The organism is Embleya australiensis (assembly GCF_051903075.1).
GTDB lineage: Bacteria > Actinomycetota > Actinomycetes > Streptomycetales > Streptomycetaceae > Embleya.
On sequence record NZ_CP182422.1, the window covers coordinates 5,227,464 to 5,243,988 of the forward strand.

Genomic DNA, 16,525 nt, shown 5'->3' on the forward strand with positions numbered 1-16,525 from the left:
CGGGGGTCACGACGGGCTCTGGGGGCCGGTCGGGCCACCGTGCGCCTCGACCAGCTTCCGGGCGGCCTCGAGGTCGTCCGGAGTCTTCAGCGCGACCGTCTCCACGCCCGGCATGGCGCGCTTGGCCAGAGCGGTCAGGGTGCCGGCCGGGGTGACCTCGATCAGGCCGGTCACGCCCAGGTCCTTCATGGTCTCCATGCACAGGTCCCAGCGGACCGGGTTGGAGACCTGGCTGACCAGGCGCGCGACCACGTCGTGGCCGTCGTTCAGCACCGTGCCGTCGGCGTTGGACAGGAACGGGACGCTCGGGTTGCGCACGCTCACGCCCGGGACCAGTTCGGCCAGGCGGTTCACCGCCGGTGCCATGTGCTCGGTGTGGAACGCGCCGGCCACGGCCAGCGGTCGCAGGCGCGCCTTCTCCGGCGGGTCGGCGGCGAACGCGGCCAACTGCTCCAAGGTGCCGGCGGCGACGATCTGGCCCGCGCCGTTCATGTTGGCCGGGGTCAGGCCGTGCTCCGCGATCTTGGCGAGTACCGTCTCGGGGTCGCCGCCCAGGACCGCGCTCATCCCGGTCTGCGTGACCGCGGCGGCGGCGGCCATCGCCCGGCCCCGCTCGCGCACCAGGGTCAGCGCCGTCTCGGCGGAGATCACGCCGGTGGCGGCCGCGGCGGTCAGCTCGCCGACGCTGTGGCCGGCGGCGGCGCGTACCGAACCGGGGACGTCGTCGGGCTGCGGGAACAGCGTGAACGCGGCCACCAGACCCGAGGCGACGAGCAGCGGCTGGGCCACCGCCGTGTCCCGGATCTCGTCGGCGTCGGCCTTGGTGCCGTAGTGGATCAGATCGAGGCCGGTGACGGCCGACCACCAGCGCAGCCGGTCGGCCACGCCGTCGAGGTCGAGCCAGGGGGCGAGGAATCCGGGCGTCTGAGCGCCCTGTCCGGGGGCGACGAGTACGAGCACGAGGTCAAGCCTCTCTCCTGCGAGGGGTGGCAACCCCTTATCGGCAGGGACGAAGATCCGATGGTGACTTTGTTGGGTTCGTACAAATAGGTGCCGACTAGCTCTCGATCGCGGCCAGTCGGCCGAGGATCAGCGAGACCTGGAGGGTGAATGCGGAACGGGTCTCGGTCGGTACCAGGCCGGTGACGTCCACGACGCGTCGCAGCCGGTAGCGCACGGTATTGGGGTGGACGAAGAGCATCCGGGCGGCTCCTTCGAGACTCGCCGCCTGCTCCAGGTAGACGGAGAGCGTCTCCAGGAGCGCGGAGCCGGCCGCGTGCAGGGGTATGTAGATCTCCTCCACCAACTGCTCCCGGGCCTCGTCGTCTCCCGCGAGCGCGCGCTCGGGCAGGAGATCGTCCGCGGAAACCGGGCGCGGCGCGTCGGGCCAGGCCACGCACGCGCGGTGTCCCGACATCGCGGCCTGGGCGGAGCGTACGGCGGCCAACAGGTCGGGCACCTGAGGGCCGACCACCACCGGGCCGGGGGCGAACTGGCCGATCAGCGACCGGGTCGCGCGGATCGGGTCGTCGGTGCCGCCGAGGATCACCACGAGCCGCTCGCCCTGCACCCCGGTGAGCACGTTCAGCCGGGCGTGTCGGCCCGCCCGGTGGATGCCGTCGACGACCTCCTGGGCGTCCGCGTCCGGGGCGTTGCCCACCACGACCATGACCGAGTCCGGCGAGCCCCAGCCGAGTGCCGAGGCCCGGGACAGGATGCCCTCGTCGGCCTCGCCGCGCAGCAGCGAGTGCACCACCAGGGCCTCCAGGCGGGCGTCCCACGCGCCGCGCGTCTCGGCGGCGTGCGCGTACACCTGCGCGGTGGCGAAGGCGATCTCCCGGGAGTACAGCAGCAGCGATTCGCGCAACTCCTGTTCGTAACCGGGCGCGGCGAGGGTGGCGATCTCCGCCTCGACCACCTCGATGGTGGTGCGGATCAACTCGACCGTGTGCGGCAGCGTGATGGTGCGGGTCAATTCGCGCGGCGCGGTGCCGAATACGTCGGCGCTGACCTTCTGCGGGGTCTCCGGATGCCGGAACCACTCGGTGAACGCGGAGATGCCGGCCTGCGCCACCAGGCCGATCCAGGACCGGTTGTCGGCGGGCATGTTCCGGTACCAGGGAAGCGCCTCGTCCATCCTCGCGAGCGCCGCGCCCGCCAGGGCACCGGCGGACTTCTCGAGCCTGCGGACGGTCGCGGCACGAAGGTCGGGTTGGGGGCTCACGGGGCCATTGTCCTCTGCCCACCGGCCGACTCCGCCGCCGGCTCGCGAGGGGCTGCTTGTTGGGCGCTTTGCGCCGGCTCGCGAGGGACCGCTTTTTTCTCTCCCCCGCTTCGCTCCTCCGAGAAAAAAGTGGCCCCTCGCTCGGGGTCGGGTGTCCCTCCGCTTCGCTCCGGGCCACCCGACCCGAAACTCGCGGCTCCGCCGCTCTCCGCGCTGCGCGCGTCGATCCCGGGGGTGGCCTGAGGCGTGGGCGCTGACGCGCCTCGGGGGTGGTGGGCCGACGGCTCGGATGTTTCGGGGCGGGGCGCGGTCATGCGGGGGCGTGGAGGGTGTTGGTGCGGCGGGATTGGTCGTTGTGGGCGCCGGTGAGGACTGCGGTGTGGACGGCTCGGGCCAGACGGGCGCCCCAGATCGAGCGGGGGCCGGCGAAGGGTTCGACCGGGGTGTTCGGGTGGGGGATGGTGGCGGCTATGCAGATGGCGTCCGAAGGGGTGCCGGTGCATTGGCGGCCCGCTTCGAGGAGGGCCTGGACCTTGGCCTCGGTGGCCGTGGCGATCGCGTTGACCAGGGCCGCGTCGGACAGGGGGACCGGGATCGCGGCGATGATGTTGATCGTGCCGGGGGGCGGGGTGCCCGGCACACCCGGGCCGGGGGCGGCGGCCCAGGTGGGGATGCCGATTCCGGTGGTGGCCAGGGCCTCGACGCCCTCGTCCGCGCCGTGGGTCCACGCGGTGACGTCGGCGGCGGTCATCAGGCCCACGCCGGGGCCGGTCAGGCCGAGCGAGGCGGCCACATCGGCCAGGTGGGCGGCCGGGTCCATGCGGTCGTAGCCCGGGCGGACCTGGAGGTTGAGCACCCATGCGCGTTCGCCGATCCCGCCGCCGAGCAGGGCGGAGGAGATCATCCGGTGCGGCCCGGCGCGCCAGAGCAGGGCCGGGCGGCGGGTGCCGTCCTCGTCGCGGACGGGCTGCTCCGGGGTGAGCAGGGCGGACGGGGTCGGGCGCGGGTGCGGCGGTGCGGTCACGGGGCCTCCTCGGCGGTGTCTCGGACCGTCCGGCGGGGGCGGACCGGATGGACCCGGGGGCGGCCGTCCGGACCTTGGTCGACGGTGACGGTCGCCTGGTAGTGCTCGGCGATCGTGTCGGGGGTGAGTACGTCGGCGGCCGGGCCGGAGGAGACCGCCCGGCCGCCGACCAGCATCAGCAGGCGGTCCGCGTACTGGGCGGCCACGCCCAGGTCGTGCAGCGTGGTCAGGACGGTCAGGCCGTCGGTGATCCGCAGCGTGTCGACCAGTTCCAGGACCTGCTGCTGGTGGCCCAAGTCGAGCGCGGTGGTCGGCTCGTCCAGGAGCAGCACCGGCGCCTGCTGGGCCAGGGCGCGGGCCAGCACCACCCGCTGCCGTTCGCCGCCGGAGAGCCGGCCCACGTCGCGGGCGGCGAATCGGCCCAGGTCGAGGCGGTCGATCACTTCGCTCGCGATGGCGCGGTCGCGGCGGCCCGGGCGGGCCAGGTAGCCCAGGTGGGGGGTGCGGCCGAGGAGCACGTACTCGTGGACGGGCATCTGGTCGGGCACGACCGGGTTCTGGGCCGTGTAGGCGATGGTCCGGGCCAGCTCGCGGGCGGAGAGGCCGCGAACGGGGCGGCCCGCCACGGTGATCTCGCCCACGTGGGGGAGCAGGCCGGCGACCGCCTTGAGGAGGGTGGACTTGCCGGCGCCGTTGGGGCCGATCACCGCCACCCACTCGCCGGGCTCGACGTCGGCGCGCACGTCGCGCAACACCGGGACCCCGTCCCGGTCGACCCCGGCCTCGCGCAGCGACAGGCGCGCGCTCACACGTCCACCTTCCGGGTGCCGCGCAGCACGAGGACGAAGAACGGCGCGCCGACGAACGCGGTGACCACGCCGATCGGCAGTTCGCCGGGCGCGGTCAGGGTGCGGGCGAGCACGTCGGTCAGGACCAGGAACGTGGCCCCGCACAGCAGCGACATCGGCAACACCCGCCGATAGCTGCCGCCGACGAAGCGGCGCACGAGGTGCGGCACGACGATGCCGACGAAACCGATCAGGCCGCTGATCGCGACCGCCGACGCGGTGGCCAGGGACGCGGCGAGCAGCACCACGAGCCGGACCCGGCCGGCCCGCACGCCCAGGCCCGCGGCCTCCTCGTCGCCCACCGACATCACGTCCAAAAGGCGGCCGTGCAGGATCAGCACCACCGTGCTGAGCAGCGCGTACGGCAGGACCATACGCAGATCGGCCCAGCCGATCCCGGACAGCCGGCCGAAGATCCACGAGTAGATCCGGCGCAGCTCGTCGGTGTTGGCGGACTGGACGTAGGTCTGCGCGGCGGCCAGGAACTGGGCGACCGCCACCCCCGCCAGGACCAGGTTCGCGGTGCCGCCGGAGCGGTTCGCGGTGGCGCCGATGGCATACGCGAGCAGCACCCCGCCCATCGCCCCGACGAATGAGGCCAGCGGCACCACCGGCACGCCGCCCACGCTGTCCCCGTGCGCGTACACGATCACCAGCGTCGCGCCCAGCCCCGCGCCGGACGCGGCGCCGAGCAGGTACGGGTCGGCCAGCGGATTGCGGAAGACGCCCTGGTACCCGGCCCCGGCCAGGGCGAGCAGCCCGCCCACGGCCACCGCGGCCAGCACGCGCGGCAGCCGCAGGTCCATCAGCACGGCGTGCTGCACCGGGGACAACCCGTGGTCGACGTGCACGAGCGGCAACTCGTCGAGCAGCGCGAGCACCACCCCGCGCGCGGGCAGGTCGGCCGCGCCCACGACCAGACCGAGCACGACCGCGCCGACCAGCGCGGCGCCCGCGCAGAGCAGGGGCAGCAGTGCCGGCCGGCGTCGGGTCGCCGCAAGGTCCCGCATGGGCGGGCCGTCAGCCCTTCGCCGCACCGGCCTTGGTGACCGCGTCCGCCACGGCCCGGACCAGGTCCACCACACGCGGACCCCAGCGCGAGGCGATGTCGTCGTCGAGCGCGACCACACCGCCCCCGCGCACGGCCTTGAGCCGGTCCCAGCCCGGGCGCTTGGCCACCGTCTCGGCGCTCTGCCCGCCGCCCTTGGCGTCGGCGAGGAAGATCAGGTCGGGGTCGGACTGCACCAGGGCCTCGGCGGACAGCTGCGGGTAGCCCGAACCGCTCTTGTCCGCCTCGTCGGCGATGTTCTTCAGACCGAACTGCGCGTACACCTGACCGATGAAGGTCTTCGAGGTCGAGGTGAACAGCGTGTTGTCCAGCTCGTGGAAGTAGGTCAGCGGCTTCGCCGGCTTGGGCGTCGCGGCGACGACGGCCGCGATGTCGGCCTTCATCTTCGACGCCACCTCGCCCGCCTCGCGGCTGTGGCCGGTGGCCGCGCCCAGCGTGTTCAGCTGCGCGTAGGAGTCCTCGAAGGTCTTCGCGGCGGGCGTCAGCACCACCGGGATCTTCAACTTGTTCAGCGCCGCGACCACGCCGTCGGTGTCGTCGGTGGTCACCACCAGGTCGGGCGTGTAGTTGCTGATCGCCTCGACGTTCGGCTTGAAGCCGGACAGCTTGGTCTTGGGCGCGTTCGCCGGGAAGTTCGACTGGTCGTCGACCGCGGTGACCTGGCCGCCCGCGCCGATCGCGTACAACATCTCGGTCGCGGTCGGTGCGAGCGAGACGATCTTCTTCGGCGCGGCGGGGATGGTGACCTTGGCGCCGCCCGAGTCCACCGTCGCGGGGAACGCCTTGGCGTCGGGCCCCGACCCGGCGCCGGACGCCGCCGGCGTGCCCTGGGACTTGTCGTCCTTCGAGTCGTCCGAGTCACCGCACCCGGTGAGGACGAGCGCGCCGAACAGCAGCACGGCGGCGGAACGCAGCAGGGGTACGGATCTCAACGGAAACTCCAGGTCCACGGGACGCGGCAGGCGTCGGGACCCGTGGGGACGGATCGCCCCTCCTGCGAGGCCGATGTCGTCGGCGCGGACGAGGCGACCCGGCTCGGCCGCGACCCCGGGGAGCGGGGCGGGCCATCACGGTTGCGGGACAGCGCCGGGATCACACCGGACTTCGCTGCGTTCGACGCCGTCGGCGACAAACCGGTCGCCGACGCGCGAACGATATCAACGCCCCCGTTCACCCTCGGTGATTGGGGGTGGTTTGCCGCCCCTCGCCACGTGCTCCGGCGCCGCCGCCGACTTGACCGACGCGTGAGACCGGGGGCTTGCTTGGAGTGCGCTCGAACTCCGTAGCGTTCCCGTCATGCCCGTCCCACCGGGGCGGGCCTCCCATCGGAGGCTTCTCGATGTCGGTACAGCAGACCCGGCCGTCCGCGGACTACGAGGTCGGCAAGTACTCGATCGGCGAGGTGGCCGAACGCACCGGTCTGACCGCGCACACGCTGCGCTGGTACGAGCGGATCGGCCTGATGCGGCACGTCAGCCGCCAGCGCCCCCGGACGGGAGGGGACGGTAACGGGCAGGGGAGTCGTCGTCGCTACAGCGACCACGATCTCGACTGGCTGGAGTTCGTCGGCAAGATGCGCCTGACCGGGATGCCGGTCGCGGACATGCTCCGGTACGCGGAGCTGGTCCGCCAGGGCGATCACACCCGGCGCGCGCGCCGAGAGCTGTTGGCGGACCACCGCGAGGAGGTCCGCAACCGCATCAGCGATCTCCAGACCTGCCTGCTCGTCATCGACCACAAGATCGAGATGTACGCGGACGCGGAGGCGAGCAACGACGATGAGCACTCTCAAGCTGGGTGAGCACGGCCCGGAGATCTTCCCCCAGGGCCTGGGCTGCATGGGCATGAGCGCCTTCTACGCGGGCGCCGAGCACGACGAATCGGTGGCCACCCTGGAACGGGCCCTGGACCTGGGGGTCGACCTGTTCGACACCTCCGACGTCTACGGCCCGCACACCAACGAGGAACTGCTCGGGGCCTTCCTGGCCGAGGGCGACCGGCGCGCCCGGGTCACCCTGGCCACCAAGTTCGCGATCAGCTACACCGCCGACGGCGCGCGGGAGATCCGCGGCGACGCGGCCTACGTCAAGCAGGCCGCCGAGGCCAGCCTGCGCCGGCTGCGCACCGATGTGATCGACCTGTACTACATGCACCGCCGCGACGTCCGGGTGCCGATCGAGGAGACGGTCGGCGCGATGGCGGAACTGGTCCGCGAGGGCAAGGTCCGGCACCTGGGCCTGTCCGAGGTGACCGCGAAGGAGCTGCACGCGGCGGCGGCCGTGCACCCGATCGCCGCCGTGCAGTCGGAGTGGAGCCTGTTCACCCGCGACATCGAGGAGAGCGTGGTGCCCGCCGTACGTGAGGTCGGCGCCGCCCTGGTGGCCTACTCGCCGCTCGGCCGGGGCTTCCTCACCGGTGCCTGGGCCAGCGCCGAGACGCTGCCCGAGGGCGACTTCCGCCGGCTCCAGCCGCGCTTCACCGGCGACAACGCCGCGGCGAACGCGGCGATCCTGGCGCCGGTGCGGACCATCGCCGAGGCACACGGCGTCACCCCGGCGCAGGTCGCGCTCGCCTGGGTGCAGTCGCGCACCCGGGCCTGGGGCCTGTCGGTGGTGCCGATCCCCGGGACCACCAAGCGGCACCGCCTGGAGGAGAACGTCGGGGCGGTCGACCTGGTTTTGACCGACGCCGAACTGGCCGCGCTCGAACCGATCGCCGGACAGGTCACCGGTGGGCGCTACCCGGACATGGCGGGCACCTTCAACGACCGCGACTGAGCCGAACTCCCGGCACGCGCTGGGCCGCCCCGCGCGGGGCGGCCTCAGCGGCGGCGGCCCTCGCGCTCCAGGCGGTCCACCACGTGCTGCCGCAGCAGGCCCTCGAACCCGGACTCGCGGATCCGCCGGGCCAGCGCCGACGGCGTGGTGTGCAGGGCGGTCGCCGCCGCGTCCAGGGCCCAACCGTGCGCGTGCAGCGTGGAGAGCAGGTGGCCCCGACGGACCTGCGCCGCGGACAGTCGAAACGTCTTGCAGTAGGCGAGCCGCCCGTCCCGGTGCACGATCCGCTCGCCGATGTGGTTCTCCTCGTCGAGCCGGAACGAGGGCAGGAAGCGGGACAGCTCGAACGGCCCCAGCCGGTGGATCGATTCGCTCGTGTAGGCGCCCTCGCCGGTGAGGCCGGACAACATCAGGTGGTGGAACCGCTCCCAGGCCCCGGCCTGCCCGGCCGCCGCCCGGCGCAGGTCGGCGAGCGAGGACACCCGCTCGGCCTCGATCCCCACCACGAAGTCCGGCACCGCCTCGACGTAGTTCGCGTAGTGGAACAGCACCTCGCCGTACAGGTCTTCGAGCAGCGTCGCGTGCAGGGCCCGGTAGTCGGACGGATGCGGCACCACGAACACGCTCGCGAGCGTGTCCGCGACGTAGAGCGCGACCCCGCACTGGCCCCGATGGATCTCGAACACCTTGAGCGCGTCGGCCAGCCCGCGCACCGCGTATCCGCAGTACGCCTCCTCCATCCGCGGCGACAAACCCTCGCGGACGGCCCGATCGGTCCACTCCTCCCACACGATCGAGGGCCCGCCGAAGTGCAGCGCGAGATACCCCTCCATGGCCAGGTGCATCGGCAGGAAACGCAGCCGATCGTTGTTCACGCCGCGGGCCATCCGGCGCAGCGCGCGCCGGCCCGGCATCTTCATCCGCGCGTTGCGCGGCGTGACCGGGCGCTCCTGGAGCTGGGTACCGAACGCCGCCGTTCGATCGCCGTCGGGATCCCACGACGCGACGAAGGCGTGCGGAATGAAGGAGTGGTAGTAGGTGCCGTCGCCGACCTCCACGATCGAGGGATCACCGACCTCGTACACCCGTCGATCCAGCCGCAGGCCGACCAGCGGCTCCTCGCGCACCAGCGGCACCAGTCGCACCGCGCCCCACACCTGCGCCGGCCGGGCGATCAGCCCGGTCGCCGCGAAACCGCCGTTCACGCCGCCGCCTCCCGGGACCGGAACCGGTCCTGACGATCCGCCAGATAGCGGCGCAGTTCGGCGAACCCGGCCCGCCCCTCGGCGAAGCGGGCCAACTCCACCAGCGCCGGCACGTCCTCGGCGTCGCGCACCCCCACCGTCGGCACGCTCGCCGACAACCGCTTCACGTCGAAGCCCTCCGCGTCGTACACCGGGTTCAGATGCACCACGGCGGTCGCCCCCGTCGGATCCAACCGCTCGCGCCACACCCGCAACACCTCGGCAGCCAGGCCCGGCGGGCTGTTGTCCCATCCGTCCGAGACCACGATCAGCCGGTCCGGGGCCAGTTCCAGCGCGTCGATCAAGCGCTCGCCCAGCGGCGTCGGCCCGCTCGGCCGCACCAGCAGCGGGTCGTGCGTGCCCGAGGTCCACAACCCGGTGAACTCCTTGGCCAGCGCCTTGAGCAGGAACCGACACGCGAGCGCCACGGCCAGCGGGCGCTGCCGCTTCGCGGTCGAACCGAAGGACGAGAAACTGTCGTCGAGCACCGCGACCACCCGCCCCCAGGTGCCCGCGGCGGGGCCCGCCACGCGGCGTGCGGAGACGGTCATCGCGTGCCGCAACTCGTCGTGCCGGGCCGCCCGTTCGGCCTGCGACAGGGACAGTACATAGGACGCGAGCCGGGTCAGCGGCATCGCGGTGAGATCGGCCCGGACCGCCGCCACCCCGGCCCGCTCGGCCGCGTCCTGCAGGCGCAGGCGCTCCAGGCGGGTCAGCTGCGGGGCGATCTTCTCCAGGAACACGGCCCGCTTGATGCCGTGCATCGAGGCCAGCCCCTCGGCCACGTTGTACGGCAGGTCGTAGAGCGCGCGCTGCGCGTAGTGCGCCTGTCGCCACGTCTCGAACAGCGGCGTGCCGAACGCCGACACCTTCCGGGGCGAGCTGAACAGGAACGTCCCGGTCTCGGCGGGCACTTCCAGATGCGCGTGCCGCATCGTCGCCTTCACCCCGGTGCGATACTTCACCGCGTCGAAGACCGGATCGCGGCGCTGCGCGGTCCAGTCGCGCATGATCGCCCGGGTGCGCCGGTTGTTGACGCCGCGTCGGGCCAGCTCGCGAAACAGCCGCCAGACCCGCTGAGGGGCCATCAGTTCCAGCCGGCGGGCGATCAGTTCACCCTCGCGGCGGCGCACCTCGGGGGTCAGGTCGCGGCTGCTCACCAGCAGGTTGCGAACGATCAGCGCGGCGTTGAAGTCGTTGATGTCCAGGGCCAGCGACGCGGCGTAGAGCTCGCGGTAGTTGCCCAGGATGTATTCGTGCAGGAACTCCACCGACAACCGCTGTGCGGTCGCGTCGTCACGGAACTCGCGTTGCCCGGTGGAGGTCACCGCCGCGTTGACGAACATCACCACGTCCTCGCACGCGACCAGGTCCCGGCGGTCCACCACGCATCCCCTCGGCCCGACCAAAAGTGGATGCCGGCCGGGGAATGGAGGAGCGAACAGCGAAGTGACGCTTGAGAGGCGATTCCGAAAGTCGCAAACCGAAGTCCCGCGGCCGGCCCGGAAAGTCTAGACCGGGGTGATCCCGAAGGAGCGGGAAATAACGGCCGAGGCCCCGATCCGCGCACGGATCGGGGCCTCGGCCGCACTATCGGCAGGTCACCGGCGGGTCAGGCGTCGCCGCCGACCGTGCCCACTCCGGCCGCCTTGACGTCCAGGAGCTGGTACTGCGCGATGGCCTTGGCCACCACGCCCGGGTCGATCTCGCCCCGGCGGGACAGCTCCGACAGCACACCCACCACGACGGACTCGGTGTCCACGTGGAAGAAGCGCCGGGCCGCGCCGCGGGTGTCGGCGAAGCCGAAACCGTCGGTGCCCAGCGACGCGAAGTCGGCCGGGACCCAGCGCGAGATCTGGTCCGGGACGGCCCGCATCCAGTCGCTGACCGCCACCACCGGGCCGGGACGGCCGTCGAGTACGCGGGTCACGTACGGGATGTGCGGCTCGGCCTCGGGGTGGAGCAGGTTGTGCTCCTCCGCCGCGACCGCGTCGCGCCGCAGCTCGTTCCAGGACGTGACCGACCAGACGTCGGCGACCACGTTCCAGTCCTGGGCAAGCAGCTTCTGCGCGTCCAGCGCCCACGGCATGCCGACACCGGAAGCGAGGATCTGGGCGCGCAGCGCGCCCTCCTTGGCGGGGCCGTCCTGGTAGAGGTACAGGCCCTTGAGGATGCCGTCCACGTCGACGTTCGCGGGCTCCGCCGGCTGCGCGATGGGCTCGTTGTAGACCGTCATGTAGTAGAAGACGTCCTCGGCGTTCTCGCCGTACATCCGCCGCAGACCGTCCTTGACGATGTGCGCGATCTCGTACGAGAAGGCCGGGTCGTACGCCACACAGGCCGGGTTGGTCGAGGCCAGCAGCTGCGAGTGCCCGTCCGCGTGCTGGGTGCCCTCGCCGGTCAGCGTGGTGCGACCGGCGGTGGCGCCGAGCACGAAGCCGCGGCTGAGCTGGTCGGCCATCTGCCAGAACTGGTCGCCGGTGCGCTGGAACCCGAACATCGAGTAGAAGACGTACACGGGGATCATCTGCTCGCCGTGCGTCGAGTACGTCGAGCCCGCGGCGATCAGCGACGCCACACAACCGGCCTCGGAGATGCCGTCGTGCAACATCTGGCCCTGCGCCGACTCCTTGTACGACAGCAGCAGTTCCCGGTCGACCGAGTCGTAGGTCTGCCCGTGCGGGTTGTAGACCTTCGCGGTCGGGAACATCGCGTCCATGCCGAAGGTGCGGTACTCGTCCGGTGCGATGGGCACGAAGCGCTTGCCGATCTCCGGGTCGCGCATCAGGTCCTTGAGCAGGCGTACGAACGCCTGCGTCGTGGCGACCGGCTGCTTCGAGCCCTTCTTCAGCACGCTGTAGACCGGGTCGCCGGGCAGCTTGAGCGCCTTGGACCGGTCCAGCCGCTGCGGCAGCGAGCCACCGAGCGCGGCGCGCCGCTCGCGCATGTACTCCATCTCCTCGGACTTCTCACCCGGGTGGAAGTACGGAGGGAGGTCGGCTTCGAGCTGCTCGTCCGAGATCGGCAGGTAGAGCCGGTCGCGGAACGCCTTCAGGTCCGACTTGGTGAGCTTCTTCATCTGGTGCGTGGCGTTGCGCGACTCGAAGTTCGGGCCGAGCGTCCACCCCTTCACCGTCTGCGCCAGGATCACCGTCGGCTGGCCGACGTGCTCACGTGCCGACTTGAAGGCCGCGTAGACCTTGCGGTAGTCGTGCCCGCCGCGACCGAGCTTTTGGATGTCCTCGTCGCTCAGGTCCTGCACCATGCGGCGCAGCCGCGCGTCGTCGCCGAAGAAGTGCTCGCGCACGTAGGCGCCGGACTCCACCGCGTAGGTCTGGAATTGGCCGTCGGGCGTCGTGTTCATCTTGTTCACGAGCGCGCCGTCGGTGTCCTGGGCCAGCAGCGGGTCCCAGTCTCGGCCCCAGACGACCTTGATCACGTTCCAGCCGGCGCCGCGGAAGTACGACTCCAGCTCCTGGATGATCTTGCCGTTGCCGCGCACCGGACCGTCGAGTCGCTGCAGGTTGCAGTTGATCACGAAGGTGAGGTTGTCCAGCTCCTCGCGCGCGGCCAGGCCGATGTTGCCGAGCGACTCCGGCTCGTCCATCTCGCCGTCGCCGAGGAAGGCCCAGACGTGGCTGCGCGAGGTGTCCTTGATGTTGCGGTTGTGCAGGTAGCGGTTGAACCGGGCCTGGTAGATCGCCCCGAGCGGGCCGAGACCCATCGAGACGGTCGGGAACTCCCAGAACTCCGGCATCATCCGCGGGTGCGGGTAGCTGGGCAGCCCGTTCGGCGCGGCCGACTTCTCCTGCCGGAAGCCGTCGAGCTGGGCCTCGCTCAGACGTCCTTCCAGGAAGGCACGTGCGTAGATGCCCGGCGACGCGTGTCCCTGGAAGTAGATCTGGTCGCCCGACTCCCCGTGGTCCTTGCCGCGGAAGAAGTGGTTGAAGCCCACCTCGTACAGGCTCGCCGAGGACGCGTAGGTGGCGATGTGACCACCGACGCCCAGGCCGGGGCGGTTGGCCCGCGACACCATGATCGCGGCGTTCCACCGCACGAACGCACGGATGCGCCGTTCGATGTTCTCGTCGCCGGGGAACCAGGGCTCGCTCTCCGGGGCAATCGTGTTGATGTAGTCCGTGCTCCGCAGGCCCGGCACGCCGACCTGACGTTCACGGGCCCGTTCGAGCAGCTTGAGCATGATGTATCGGGCTCGCTGGCGGCCCTGCTCGTTGATGACTGCGTCCAGCGACTCCAGCCATTCCCCGGTCTCGTTCGGATCGATGTCGGGGAGCTGGCTCGGGAGGCCGTCGCTGATGATCGAGAAGCGCTCTCGTCCGGAAGCCACGCTGTTCCTTCGCCTTATCGGTAGATGGGGACCCTCCCCGCGAGAGCGGGGTCGACCACCCTGAGCGGTGTCGCGCCGTCCCCATCGTGGTACCCGGACGTCGGATCCGTCATCTCTACCGACCGGTAATGGACCGGCGGGGTGCCCGCCTGCGTCTCATCCACCGATCATGTACCGAGCCCGATCCGTGTTCGGTTACCGCGACAGGAGCGGAGCTGCCCTGATCGTCCGGCTGTCACCGGACGCTCCACGCGGCGGTTCGCGATTGCGGGGTGATGCAACCGTGAACCTCCAAGACCTTACGCCGACTGTCTTACGCACAGCGCACTGGCGTAGTTCCCTGGGAGGGTGTGAGTGGTTTCGCACCCGTTCGACAGGGAGGTCAGGGCTGATGCGGGCACGAATTGGCGACCGGCTCCACGTGCACGGGAAGACGGTCGGCCGAGGCGATCGATTCGGGGAGATCATCGAGGTCAGAGGCCCGGACGGCGGGCCGCCGTACGTGGTGCGGTTCGAGGACGGGCACACCGGTCTGGTGATCCCCGGCGCCGACGCGGTCATCGAGCGGGTCGGGGGCGCGGATCCGGCCGCGGGACGGCCCCGGCGCACCTGGTGAGCTTTCGTCTGTCAGGCTGGACCCTCGAATACGTTGCGTGATCCATGCCCGGCGGGGGTAGCTTCCGCACTACATGGGTGTGGCGTTTGCGCGAGTACGTGACCTGGGTACTTGCGCGAACAGCCTGGCGCGTGTGGACTTACGCGCGTGAGCCCCGAAGCGTTGTGGGGCCGGACAAGGGAGGTTGATTCGTGAGCGCGACCGCGGACCACGCGGAAGAGCGGGCCAACTCGGCCGTTCGACTTGGGTTCCAGCCCGGACAGGTGGTCCAGGAGCTCGGTTACGACGACGACGTGGACGAGGAGCTGCGCGAGGAGATCGCGGAACTCACCGGAAACGAACTCGTCGATGAGGACTACGAGGATGACGTTGCCGACGTCGTCCTGCTGTGGTTCCGGGAGGACGACGGCGATCTCGTCGACACCCTCGTGGATGCCCTCGCCACGCTCACGGATGGCGGCCATATCTGGCTGCTGACCCCGAAGACCGGCCGGGACGGATATGTAGAACCCTCGGACATCGGTGAAGCCGCGCCGACGGCGGGATTGGCCCGCACGACGAGCTTCGGCGCCGTCAAGGACTGGTCGGCGACCCGTCTGGTGTCGCCCAAGGCGGTGCGCAGCGGCAAGAAGTGACTCGACGCCACTGCGGTAAGCAGACGAAGAGACCCCGGCGCGGTGACAAAGGTCACCGCACCGGGGTCTCGGCTGTTCGGGGCCGTCCCGGCGCCTTCGGGTCAGGGGCGGGTTCGGGTGAGGGTGGGGAGCAGGGCCGTCATGCGGCCGACGCCGCCGAGCGCGGCGGCGGTCAGGCGCAGGGCCGGGCCGCCGGGCAGGCCCGGGACGTGGTCGAGCAGGGGGGCCAGGGACAGCAGGCCCGGGAGGTTGTGCGGTTTCAGGTCGCGGCGGGCCAGGAGTGCGGGGACCGGGCGGCGGCCGGCGGAGGCGTCCAGGAGCAGGGCGGCGGCGCGGGCCTCGACGGCGGGCAGGTTCGGCCGGCCGGGCGGGAGCGGGAAGACCTCCCAGCCGGTGCCGGCCGCGCCGGGGGCGGCGAAGCCCCAGCCGCCGCCGGGCACGGCCAGTCCGGTGCGGGCCCGGACGCGGTGCCGGGCGGCGAGCGCGCCGGTGATGTCGGCCAGGGCCAGGACGCCGGCGTCCAGCAGCTCGGGCGGCGGTTCGCCCGCACCGCAGGGGGCCAGGTCGAGCGCGTGTACGGCCAGCTCGTAGGCGATCGCGCCGAGCTGGGTGAGCAGCGGGACCGGGCCGACCTGCGAGCCGGTGCGGGCCAGGGCCAGGGACGGGTCCTCGGTGGTGGCGTCGAACGCGGCGACCAGTCGGGTCCGGCCGTCGTCGAGCGCGGCGAGCAGTTCCTCCCGATCGGCGTCGCGGTGGGCCAGGACCAGGCGCGCGTTGACCTCGTCCTGGTGCATCGGCGCCGTGTCCGGGGCCCGTCGGCCGCTCGCCTCGGCCAGCAGGCGGGCGAGCAGCGGGGCCTCGGGCCAGGACGCGAGGTGGGTGATCACGGCGCGGCCGTCCCAGCCCGGCAGGCGGGACGGCGCGTCGAGGTCGACCCGGTCGGCCAGGTCGCGGAAGGCGTCCCAGGCGGCCAGGGCCCGCGTGCGCTGCGCCTCGGCGGGCATGGAGGCGGTGCCCCACGGGCCGCTGACGATCTCGATCGAGGACATGCCCGCATACTGCCCGCTCCCCCGACCGCCGAACGCCGACCCCCCACCCGCTCGTGCCGACTCGCGCGCGCCATCCGGCTAGGCTCGCCGGCGCGAAGCGGACGTTGCCCGGGACGAGGAGATGCGCACGATGGCCGTGGAGATCGGTAGCGAGGCCCCCGACTTCGAGCTGCGGAACCAGCACGGTGAGGGTGTGCGGCTCGCGGACTTCCGGGGGGAGAAGAACGTGCTCCTCGTCTTCTATCCGTTCGCGTTCACCGGCGTGTGCACGGCCGAGCTGGGCGCGCTGCGCGACGGGCTGTCCGCCTTCCAGAACGACGATGTGCAGGTGCTCGCGCTCTCCTGTGACGCGCCGTTCTCGCAGCGGGTGTTCGCCGAGGCGGAGGGCTACGGGTTTCCGCTGCTCTCGGACTTCTGGCCGCATGGCGCCGCGGCTCGGGCGTACGGGGTCTTCGCCGAGGACAAGGGGTGCGCGTTGCGGGCGAGCTTCGTGATCGACCGGGGCGGGGTGATCCGCTGGAGCGTGGTCAACGCGATGCCCGACGCGCGGGACCGGACGGAGTACCACAGGGCGCTCGCGGCGCTGTGAGGCGAGGTTCGCCGGCCGGTTCGCGCGTAGCTCGGGCCGGGGCGGGTACCCGTGCCGCGGCGAGACCTCCCGCCGGTCAGGAACTCATGACTAGGATCGGCG

The 16,525-nt window shown here is 71.8% G+C and carries 15 protein-coding genes; 5 read left to right on the plus strand and 10 right to left on the minus strand.

Annotated elements, in window-relative coordinates:
- Positions 1 to 6 precede the first annotated feature (6 nt).
- The 6 genes from ACMXN5_RS22785 to ACMXN5_RS22810 all read right to left on the minus strand — a co-directional run bounded on the left by ACMXN5_RS22785 (position 7) and on the right by ACMXN5_RS22810 (position 6,097).
- Positions 7 to 960, minus strand: a complete 954-nt coding sequence (locus tag ACMXN5_RS22785; protein ID WP_439676736.1) for an ACP S-malonyltransferase — start codon at positions 958 to 960, stop codon at positions 7 to 9.
- A 97-nt stretch (positions 961 to 1,057) separates the two neighbouring features.
- Positions 1,058 to 2,224 carry a PucR family transcriptional regulator gene (locus ACMXN5_RS22790; protein WP_078975217.1) on the minus strand — a complete coding sequence of 389 codons (1,167 nt, stop codon included), beginning with the start codon at positions 2,222 to 2,224 and terminating at the stop codon, positions 1,058 to 1,060.
- 310 nt (positions 2,225 to 2,534) lie between these two features.
- Complete coding sequence (locus ACMXN5_RS22795) at positions 2,535 to 3,248, minus strand: adenosylcobinamide amidohydrolase (protein WP_439676737.1); 714 nt, start codon at positions 3,246 to 3,248, stop codon at positions 2,535 to 2,537.
- On the minus strand, positions 3,245 to 4,057 hold the full coding sequence (locus ACMXN5_RS22800; RefSeq protein ID WP_439676738.1) for an ABC transporter ATP-binding protein: 813 nt from the start codon (positions 4,055 to 4,057) through the stop codon (positions 3,245 to 3,247). The genes ACMXN5_RS22795 and ACMXN5_RS22800 overlap by 4 nt, the downstream gene beginning before the upstream one ends.
- On the minus strand, positions 4,054 to 5,106 hold the full coding sequence (locus ACMXN5_RS22805; RefSeq protein ID WP_439676739.1) for a FecCD family ABC transporter permease: 1,053 nt from the start codon (positions 5,104 to 5,106) through the stop codon (positions 4,054 to 4,056). Before ACMXN5_RS22805 ends, ACMXN5_RS22800 begins: the two co-directional genes overlap by 4 nt.
- 10 nt (positions 5,107 to 5,116) lie before the next feature.
- The gene (locus ACMXN5_RS22810) at positions 5,117 to 6,097 is read right to left on the minus strand and encodes an ABC transporter substrate-binding protein (RefSeq protein WP_439676740.1); all 981 of its coding nucleotides are present in this window, start codon (positions 6,095 to 6,097) and stop codon (positions 5,117 to 5,119) included.
- 407 nt (positions 6,098 to 6,504) lie between these two features.
- Between ACMXN5_RS22810 and ACMXN5_RS22815 the strand changes: the two genes are divergently transcribed.
- Complete coding sequence (locus ACMXN5_RS22815) at positions 6,505 to 6,966, plus strand: MerR family transcriptional regulator (protein WP_395788133.1); 462 nt, start codon at positions 6,505 to 6,507, stop codon at positions 6,964 to 6,966.
- A complete protein-coding gene (locus tag ACMXN5_RS22820) occupies positions 6,944 to 7,942 on the plus strand; it encodes an aldo/keto reductase (RefSeq protein ID WP_439676741.1) in 999 nt (332 codons plus the stop codon). Before ACMXN5_RS22815 ends, ACMXN5_RS22820 begins: the two co-directional genes overlap by 23 nt.
- Before the next feature lie 44 nt (positions 7,943 to 7,986).
- On the opposite strand, the gene ACMXN5_RS22825 is transcribed toward ACMXN5_RS22820, so the two are convergent.
- From ACMXN5_RS22825 to aceE, 3 genes are all read right to left on the minus strand, one after another.
- The gene (locus tag ACMXN5_RS22825) at positions 7,987 to 9,147 is read right to left on the minus strand and encodes an ARPP-2 domain-containing protein (protein ID WP_439676743.1); all 1,161 of its coding nucleotides are present in this window, start codon (positions 9,145 to 9,147) and stop codon (positions 7,987 to 7,989) included.
- On the minus strand, positions 9,144 to 10,574 hold the full coding sequence (locus tag ACMXN5_RS22830; protein ID WP_439676744.1) for a hypothetical protein: 1,431 nt from the start codon (positions 10,572 to 10,574) through the stop codon (positions 9,144 to 9,146). The genes ACMXN5_RS22825 and ACMXN5_RS22830 overlap by 4 nt, the downstream gene beginning before the upstream one ends.
- 224 nt (positions 10,575 to 10,798) lie before the next feature.
- Positions 10,799 to 13,534, minus strand: coding sequence for a pyruvate dehydrogenase (acetyl-transferring), homodimeric type (aceE, locus tag ACMXN5_RS22835; protein WP_395788141.1), 2,736 nt, complete (start codon positions 13,532 to 13,534; stop codon positions 10,799 to 10,801).
- A 391-nt stretch (positions 13,535 to 13,925) separates the two neighbouring features.
- Between aceE and ACMXN5_RS22840 the strand changes: the two genes are divergently transcribed.
- Together ACMXN5_RS22840 and ACMXN5_RS22845 are read left to right on the plus strand one after the other, a co-directional pair.
- Positions 13,926 to 14,150 (plus strand): DUF1918 domain-containing protein, encoded by a 225-nt coding sequence (locus tag ACMXN5_RS22840; RefSeq protein WP_439676746.1) that lies wholly within the window; start codon positions 13,926 to 13,928, stop codon positions 14,148 to 14,150.
- Between the two features lie 191 nt (positions 14,151 to 14,341).
- Positions 14,342 to 14,785: a DUF3052 domain-containing protein gene (locus ACMXN5_RS22845; protein WP_379995360.1), complete on the plus strand. Its 444-nt coding sequence runs from the start codon at positions 14,342 to 14,344 to the stop codon at positions 14,783 to 14,785.
- Between the two features lie 101 nt (positions 14,786 to 14,886).
- On the opposite strand, the gene ACMXN5_RS22850 is transcribed toward ACMXN5_RS22845, so the two are convergent.
- Positions 14,887 to 15,834 carry a maleylpyruvate isomerase N-terminal domain-containing protein gene (locus tag ACMXN5_RS22850; RefSeq protein ID WP_439676747.1) on the minus strand — a complete coding sequence of 316 codons (948 nt, stop codon included), beginning with the start codon at positions 15,832 to 15,834 and terminating at the stop codon, positions 14,887 to 14,889.
- Positions 15,835 to 15,964: 130 nt separating this feature from the next.
- Between ACMXN5_RS22850 and ACMXN5_RS22855 the strand changes: the two genes are divergently transcribed.
- A complete protein-coding gene (locus ACMXN5_RS22855) occupies positions 15,965 to 16,423 on the plus strand; it encodes a peroxiredoxin (protein WP_439676749.1) in 459 nt (152 codons plus the stop codon).
- The last annotated feature ends 102 nt before the right edge of the window (positions 16,424 to 16,525 follow it).